Here is a 6,310-nt window from a genome sequence, read left to right as displayed (position 1 = left end):
GGGTCAAGGTGCCGGTGCGGAGGGTCAGTTGGGTGGTGGGCGTTGTCATGCCCTCATGCTGCGGGGGCGTGACGCCGTAGAGTAGTGGCCGGAATGCCATACACCCGGAGGTTCTGGCCATGCCGAGGAAACGGTCACCGCATCGCGTCGCGATCATCGCGCCGTCGCCCGTCTCGATGTTCAACCTCGCCATCCCGGAGATGCTCTTCGCGAAGGTCGAGATCGACGGCGTTCCGGGTTACGAGGTGACCATCTGCAGCGCCGACGGCGGTCCGGTGGTGACGACCGGTGGGCTGGACCTCCAGGTGGGCCGCGGCCTCGACGTCCTGAGCACCGCCGACACCGTGGTGATCGCGGGCACCGGCGAACGGTACGACCCCGACCGGGCCGCCGTCGCAGCCGTCCGCGAGGCCGCCGCCGCGGGCAAGCGCATCGCATCCATCTGCAGCGGCGCGTTCCTGCTAGCCGAGGCCGGGCTGCTCGACGGCCGGAGCGCCACCACGTACTGGGGGCTGGCGGACGAACTGCGTGACCGCTACCCGGCCCTCGACCTCAGGGGCGACGTCCTCTACGTCCAGGACGGCCAGTTCCTGACCGCGTCCGGATACGCCGCCGGCATCGACCTCTGCCTGCACATCATCCGCACCGACTACGGCGCCGCCGTCGCCAACGAGGTCGCCCGGCTCGCCCTCGTCGCACCCGTACGGCCGGGCGGGCAGACCCAGTTCACGCAGACCCCGCTGCCACCCGAGCGGGGCACGGCCTGCGCCGACACCCGCGGCTGGGCCATGCGCAACCTCGACAAGCCCCTCACCCTCACCGACCTGGCCCGGCACGCGGGCGTCAGCGTCCGCACCCTCACCCGCCGCTTCCACGCGGAGAGCGGCGTGAGTCCCCTGCAGTGGCTGCTCCACCAGCGCATCGAGCGGGCCAAGGAACTCCTGGAGACCACCGCCTTCCCCATGGACCAGGTGGCCCGCGCCTGCGGCCTGGGCACCGCGGACTCCCTGCGCGGCCACCTGGTCCGCCGCACCGGGCTGACGCCGAGCGCCTACCGGGCCCAGTTCAGCCGCCTGGGAACCGGAGCGGCCGAGGTCACGTCATCGGTTGCATGATCAGTGACCGAGTCAATGGAACCCGGGTGATCCGTACGGCCCTGCCCGCGGAGGCGGAGAGCGTCGCCGCGCTGCACGCGCGGGCCCGGGCGACGTACTACCCCGACGGCGTCCCGGAGGACGGGCGGGACTGGCTCGCCGCCTGGCGGGGCGTCATCGAGCGGCCCGACGCCCATGTGCTGTGCGTGGTCGAGAACGGTCGTATCGTCGCCGTCGCCTGCTTCCGTACCCAGGACGGCGACCCGGCGGACACCGTCACGCTGTTCCAGTTCCACGTCGACCCCGACCAGTGGCGCGCCGGCCTCGGTACGGCGCTGCACGCGGCCTGTGTCGAGCAGTGGCGGGCCGACGGCCGGCGGACCGCCGTACTTGATGTGCATGTCGACAACGAGCGGGCGCAGGCCTTCTACGTCCGGCAGGGCTGGGTCGCCGAGCCGTCCGACGGCGGACACCACCTGGGGATGCGCCTGCCCGTGACGGGGGAATGAAGTGAGCTGTTCGAACGTTCACGGGGGAAACAGAGAGCCTCTGTCTCTCCCCCGTACGTCCTGAAGAGAGCCGAAGAATGCGCGTCGAGATCTGGTCGGACATCGCCTGCCCCTGGTGCTACGTGGGCAAGGCCCGCTTCGAGAAGGCGCTCGACGCGTTCCCGCACCGCGACGGCGTCGAGGTCGTGCACCGGTCCTTCGAACTGGACCCGGGGCGTGCCAAGGGCGACACCCAGCCCGTGCTGAAGATGCTCACGAAGAAGTACGGCATGAGCGAGGCGCAGGCCCAGGCCGGTGAGGACAACCTGGGCGCGCAGGCCGCCGCAGAGGGGCTCGACTACCGCACCCGCGACCGCGACCACGGCAACACCTTCGACATGCACCGCCTCCTCCACTTCGCCAAGGCGCAGGGCCGCCAGGACGAGCTGATCCAGGCGCTGTACAAGGCGAACTTCGCCGAGGAGCGGTCCGTGTTCGACAGCGATGAGCGGCTCGTCGAGCTCGCCGTCGGTGCCGGGCTGGTCGCCGAGGACGCCCGCAAGGTGCTGGCCGACCCGACCGCGTACGCCGACGACGTCCGCGCCGACGAGCGCGAGGCCGCCGAGCTGGGCGCGAACGGCGTCCCCTTCTTCGTCCTCGACCGCAAGTACGGCGTCTCCGGCGCCCAGCCCGCCGAGGTCTTCGCCCAGGCGCTGACCCAGGCGTGGGGCGAGCACTCCCCGCTGAAGCTGATCGACAGCAGCGCCGACGGCGACGCCGAGGCGTGCGGCCCCGACGGGTGCGCGGTGCCGCAGGCCTGAAAAGCCGCAGGTCACGGCTGATCACTCGTGGATCTATAAGCGTTCCTTAGCGGATCCACGTAAAAATTCGCAATGGACGAGGGCTTCTCGGCACCGCAGAGTGGTGCCATGGAGACCTTCGAGAGCCTCGTCCGCGCCGAGTTCGCCCCGAAGAACACCTACCTCAACACCGCGAGCACCGGCCTCCTCCCGACCCGCACGGTCACGGCGATGCACACCGCCATCGAGGCGGCCGCGGTCGGCACACCGACCGACATGTTCGACGACGTCGAGGCGTCCCGCGCCGCCTTCGCCCGGCTGACCCGCGTGCCGGTCGACCGGGTGGCGGCCGGCGCCTCGGTCGCCGTCTACAGCGGACTGATCGCCTCCTCACTGCCCGCCGGCGCCGAAGTCCTCACCGCCGAGGCCGACTTCAGCTCCGTGGTGAACCCCTTCCACATGCGCCCCGACCTCAAGGTGCGCAGCGTTCCGCTGGAGCGCATCGCCGAGTCGGTACGCCCCGGCACCGCGCTCGTCGCGGTCAGCGCCGCCCAGTCCGCCGACGGCCGCATCGCCGACCTGCCCGCGCTCCGGGCTGCGGCACGCGAACACGGGGCGCGTACGTACGTCGACGCGTCGCAGGCCGCCGGCTGGTTCGACCTCGACGCGGGCGCCTACGACTATGTCGCCGCCGTCGGCTTCAAGTGGCTCTTCTGCCCGCGCGGGGTCGCGTTCCTGGTCACCCCGGAGGACCTCGGCGGCCTCAACCCGATCTTCGCGGGCTGGGTCGCGGGCGAGGCACCCTGGGACAGTTGCTACGGCCCGGTCGCGGAACTCGCCCACTCCGCCCGCCGGTTCGACGAGAGCCCGGCCCTCTTCTCCTACGCCGGAGCCCGCCACTCGCTCGCGCTGCTGGAGGAGTTGGGCGTCGACACCGTACGCGCCCACGACCTCACCCTCGCCGACCGCTTCCGCGCGGGGCTCGGCGCCCTCGGGCACGAACCGGTGGCGTCCCCCGGGTCACCGATCGTCTCCGTGCCCGGACTCGGCCGTCGGCAGGGCGAGTTGAGCGCGGCCGGGGTCGAAGTCTCCGACCGGGCGGGGAACTTGCGCGCGGCCTTACACCTCTACAACACCGCCGAGGACGTCGACCGCCTGCTGGACGTGCTGGCCGACTGACGCGAGGAAGAGGCTGGTTCCGCAAGGGAGTTGAAGCGGGGAAGGGCACCCCGGCCGCCGTGACCGGGGTGCCCTCGTGACGGACCTGCTCGGCGTCACCTCACCGGCGTGAAGTCCCTGGCCCCGATGAACTCGGGCCGTCGTACCGGCGCGGCGAACGGCTCGACCGCCTTGTTCTCCACGCTGTTGAACACGATGAAGACGTTGCTGCGCGGGAACGGCGTGATGTTGTCGCCGGAGCCGTGCATGCAGTTGCAGTCGAACCAGGTTGCCGAACCGGCCCTGCCCGTGAACAACTTGATGCCGTACTCGGAGGCCATGTCGGTCAGCGCCTCGTCCGACGGCGTGCCCGCGTCCTGCATCTGGAGCGACTGGCGGTAGTTGTCCTCGGGGGTCGCGCCCGCGCAGCCGAGGAACGTCCGGTGCGAGCCCGGCATGATCATGAGGCCGCCGTTGGTGTCGTAGTTCTCGGTGAGCGCGATCGACACGGACACGGTGCGCATGTTCGGCAGCCCGTCCTCGGCGTGCCAGGTCTCGAAGTCCGAGTGCCAGTAGAAGCCGCTCGCCCCGAAGCCGGGCTTCACGTTGATCCGCGACTGGTGGACGTAGACGTCCGAACCGAGGATCTGGCGTGCCCGCCCGACGACCCGCTCGTCGCGCACGAGCCGCGCGAACACCTCGCTGATCCGGTGCACCTCGAAGACGGACCGGATCTCCTTGGACTTCGGCTCGACGATGGACCGCTCGTCGGCCCGGATCGCCGGGTCCGTGACGAGACGCTCCAACTCCTGCCGGTAGACGTCGACTTCGTCGTCACGCAGGAGTTCCCGCATGGAGAGGAAGCCGTCGCGCTCGAAGGCCTGGAGGTCGGCCGTCGGGATCGGGCCCGGGGTGTCGGGGGAGCCCCAGACGACGGGGTCCTTGCGCGGGACGGACACCTCAGTGGTGCCGCGGCTGGGATACAGGTCGGTGACGCTGGTGACGGTGGTCATGCTCGTCACACCTCCTCGGGCTCGGGTTCGGTCAGCAGCGGGTAGACGCCGTTCTCGTCGTGGTCCTCCCGTCCGGTGACGGGCGGGTTGAAGACACAGATGCAGCGGAAGTCCTCCTTGATCCGCATCGTGTGCCGCTCGTGTCCGTCGAGGAGGTACATGGTCCCGGGCGTGATCGCGTACGTCTGCCCGGTCTCGTCGTCGGTCAACAGGGCCTCGCCCTCGACGCATACGACGGCCTCGACGTGGTTCGCGTACCACATGGACGTCTTCGTACCCGCGTACAGGACGGTCTCGTGGAGCGAGAAGCCGACCCGTTCCTTGGCGAGGACGATGCGTTTGCTCTCCCAGGTACGGGAAGCGGCCTTGATGTGCCGGTCGGTGCCTTCGAGTTCCTTGAACGAACGGACAATCACGGTGCTGTGACGCCTCCTTGATGTGGTGTCAGACGGTTTCGCGTACGGCGCGGGCGAGGATGCTCAGACCCTCGTCCAGCTCCTCGGGGGTGATGGTCAGCGCGGGGAGGAGTTTCACGACCTCGCCCTGCGGGCCCGACGTCTCGACGAGCAGCCCGAGTTCGAAGGCGCGGGCGCAGATCCGGCCGGCGCGCTCGGGGTCCTTGAACTCGATGCCCCAGACCAGCCCGCGGCCCCGGTACTCCTTGATGTCGGCGAGGTTCTCCTCGGTGATGGAGATCAGCCCCTGCTCGACCTGCTCACCGCGGGCCCGGGTCTGCTTCTCCATCGCGGAACCGTCCGCCCAGTACGTCTCCAGGGCGGCGGTGGCGGTGACGAACGCCGGGTTGTTGCCGCGGAACGTGCCGTTGTGCTCGCCCGGCTCCCAGATGTCCAGCTCGGGCTTGAACAGGCACAGGGACATCGGAAGGCCGTATCCGCTGATGGACTTGGACACGGTGACGATGTCCGGGACGATGCCGGACTCCTCGAAGGAGAAGAACGCGCCGGTGCGCCCGCAGCCCATCTGGATGTCGTCGACGATGAGAAGCATGTCCTGGCGCTCGCACAACTCGGCCAGCGCGCGCAGCCATTCGGGGCGGGCGACGTTGATGCCGCCCTCGCCCTGCACGGACTCGACGATCACGGCGGCGGGCTTGTTGAGGCCGGAGCCCTGGTCCTCCAACAGCCGCTCGAACCACAGGAAGTCGGGGACCGTGCCGTCGAAGTAGTTGTCGAACGGCATCGGCGTGCCGTGCACCAGCGGGATACCGGCACCGGCTCGCTTGAAGGCGTTCCCGGTCACGGCGAGCGAGCCGAGGGACATCCCGTGGAAGGCGTTGGTGAACGACACGATCGACTCGCGCCCCTTCACCTTCCGCGCCAACTTCAGCGCGGACTCGACGGCGTTGGTGCCGGTCGGGCCCGGGAACATCACCTTGTACGGCAGGTCGCGCGGCCGTAGCACCAGATCCTGGAAGGTTTGCAGGAACGCGCGCTTGGCACTCGTCGACATGTCGAGCCCGTGCGTGACGCCGTCGCGTTCCAGGTAGTCGATCAACGCCCGTTTCAGGACAGGATTGTTGTGCCCGTAGTTGAGCGAGCCGGCGCCCGCGAAGAAGTCGAGGTAGGCGTGGCCGTCCTCGTCGTACATACGGCTGCCCCGGGCCCGGTCGAAGACGGTGGGCCAGCCGCGGCAGTAGCTGCGGACCTCGGACTCCAGGGTCTCGAAAACGCTGAGATCGGGCTGGGTGATGGTCACGCGAATCGCTCCTCGGTGTGGGGGGTGAGGGGGTGCGGGGG

At 69.7% G+C, this 6,310-nt stretch carries 7 protein-coding genes and 1 pseudogene; 4 read left to right on the top strand and 4 right to left on the bottom strand.

Annotated elements, in window-relative coordinates:
* Window positions 1–184 (bottom strand): annotated as a pseudogene (locus AC31A1_RS44345) (MFS transporter); the annotation flags it as partial.
* On the opposite strand from AC31A1_RS44345, the gene AC31A1_RS44340 reads away from it, so the two are divergent.
* From AC31A1_RS44340 to AC31A1_RS44325, 4 genes are all read left to right on the top strand, one after another.
* Window positions 120–1,115 carry a GlxA family transcriptional regulator gene (locus tag AC31A1_RS44340; RefSeq protein ID WP_489658745.1) on the top strand — a complete coding sequence of 332 codons (996 nt, stop codon included), beginning with the start codon at window positions 120–122 and terminating at the stop codon, window positions 1,113–1,115. The pseudogene AC31A1_RS44345 and the gene AC31A1_RS44340 sit on opposite strands and share 65 nt — an antisense overlap.
* On the top strand, window positions 1,112–1,603 hold the full coding sequence (locus tag AC31A1_RS44335) for a GNAT family N-acetyltransferase (RefSeq protein WP_489658744.1): 492 nt from the start codon (window positions 1,112–1,114) through the stop codon (window positions 1,601–1,603). Before AC31A1_RS44340 ends, AC31A1_RS44335 begins: the two co-directional genes overlap by 4 nt.
* Before the next feature lie 77 nt (window positions 1,604–1,680).
* Entirely contained in the window at window positions 1,681–2,403 is a 723-nt protein-coding gene (locus tag AC31A1_RS44330; RefSeq protein ID WP_489658743.1) for a DsbA family oxidoreductase, read from the top strand.
* A gap of 108 nt (window positions 2,404–2,511) precedes the next feature.
* Window positions 2,512–3,561 carry an aminotransferase class V-fold PLP-dependent enzyme gene (locus tag AC31A1_RS44325; protein ID WP_489658742.1) on the top strand — a complete coding sequence of 350 codons (1,050 nt, stop codon included), beginning with the start codon at window positions 2,512–2,514 and terminating at the stop codon, window positions 3,559–3,561.
* 95 nt (window positions 3,562–3,656) lie between these two features.
* Here AC31A1_RS44325 and thpD read toward each other — a convergent pair whose 3' ends face one another.
* The 3 genes from thpD to ectB are packed head-to-tail and all read right to left on the bottom strand — an operon-like array spanning window position 3,657 to window position 6,269.
* Window positions 3,657–4,553, bottom strand: coding sequence for an ectoine hydroxylase (gene thpD / locus AC31A1_RS44320; RefSeq protein WP_489658741.1), 897 nt, complete (start codon window positions 4,551–4,553; stop codon window positions 3,657–3,659).
* 5 nt (window positions 4,554–4,558) lie between these two features.
* On the bottom strand, window positions 4,559–4,969 hold the full coding sequence (locus AC31A1_RS44315; protein WP_489658740.1) for an ectoine synthase: 411 nt from the start codon (window positions 4,967–4,969) through the stop codon (window positions 4,559–4,561).
* 28 nt (window positions 4,970–4,997) lie between these two features.
* Window positions 4,998–6,269, bottom strand: a complete 1,272-nt coding sequence (gene ectB, locus AC31A1_RS44310; RefSeq protein ID WP_489658739.1) for a diaminobutyrate--2-oxoglutarate transaminase — start codon at window positions 6,267–6,269, stop codon at window positions 4,998–5,000.
* Window positions 6,270–6,310: the final 41 nt, after the last annotated feature.

The sequence above is a fragment of the Streptomyces sp. P5F9 genome, assembly GCF_057961495.1.
This window is presented reverse-complemented; position numbering and strand designations above follow the sequence as displayed.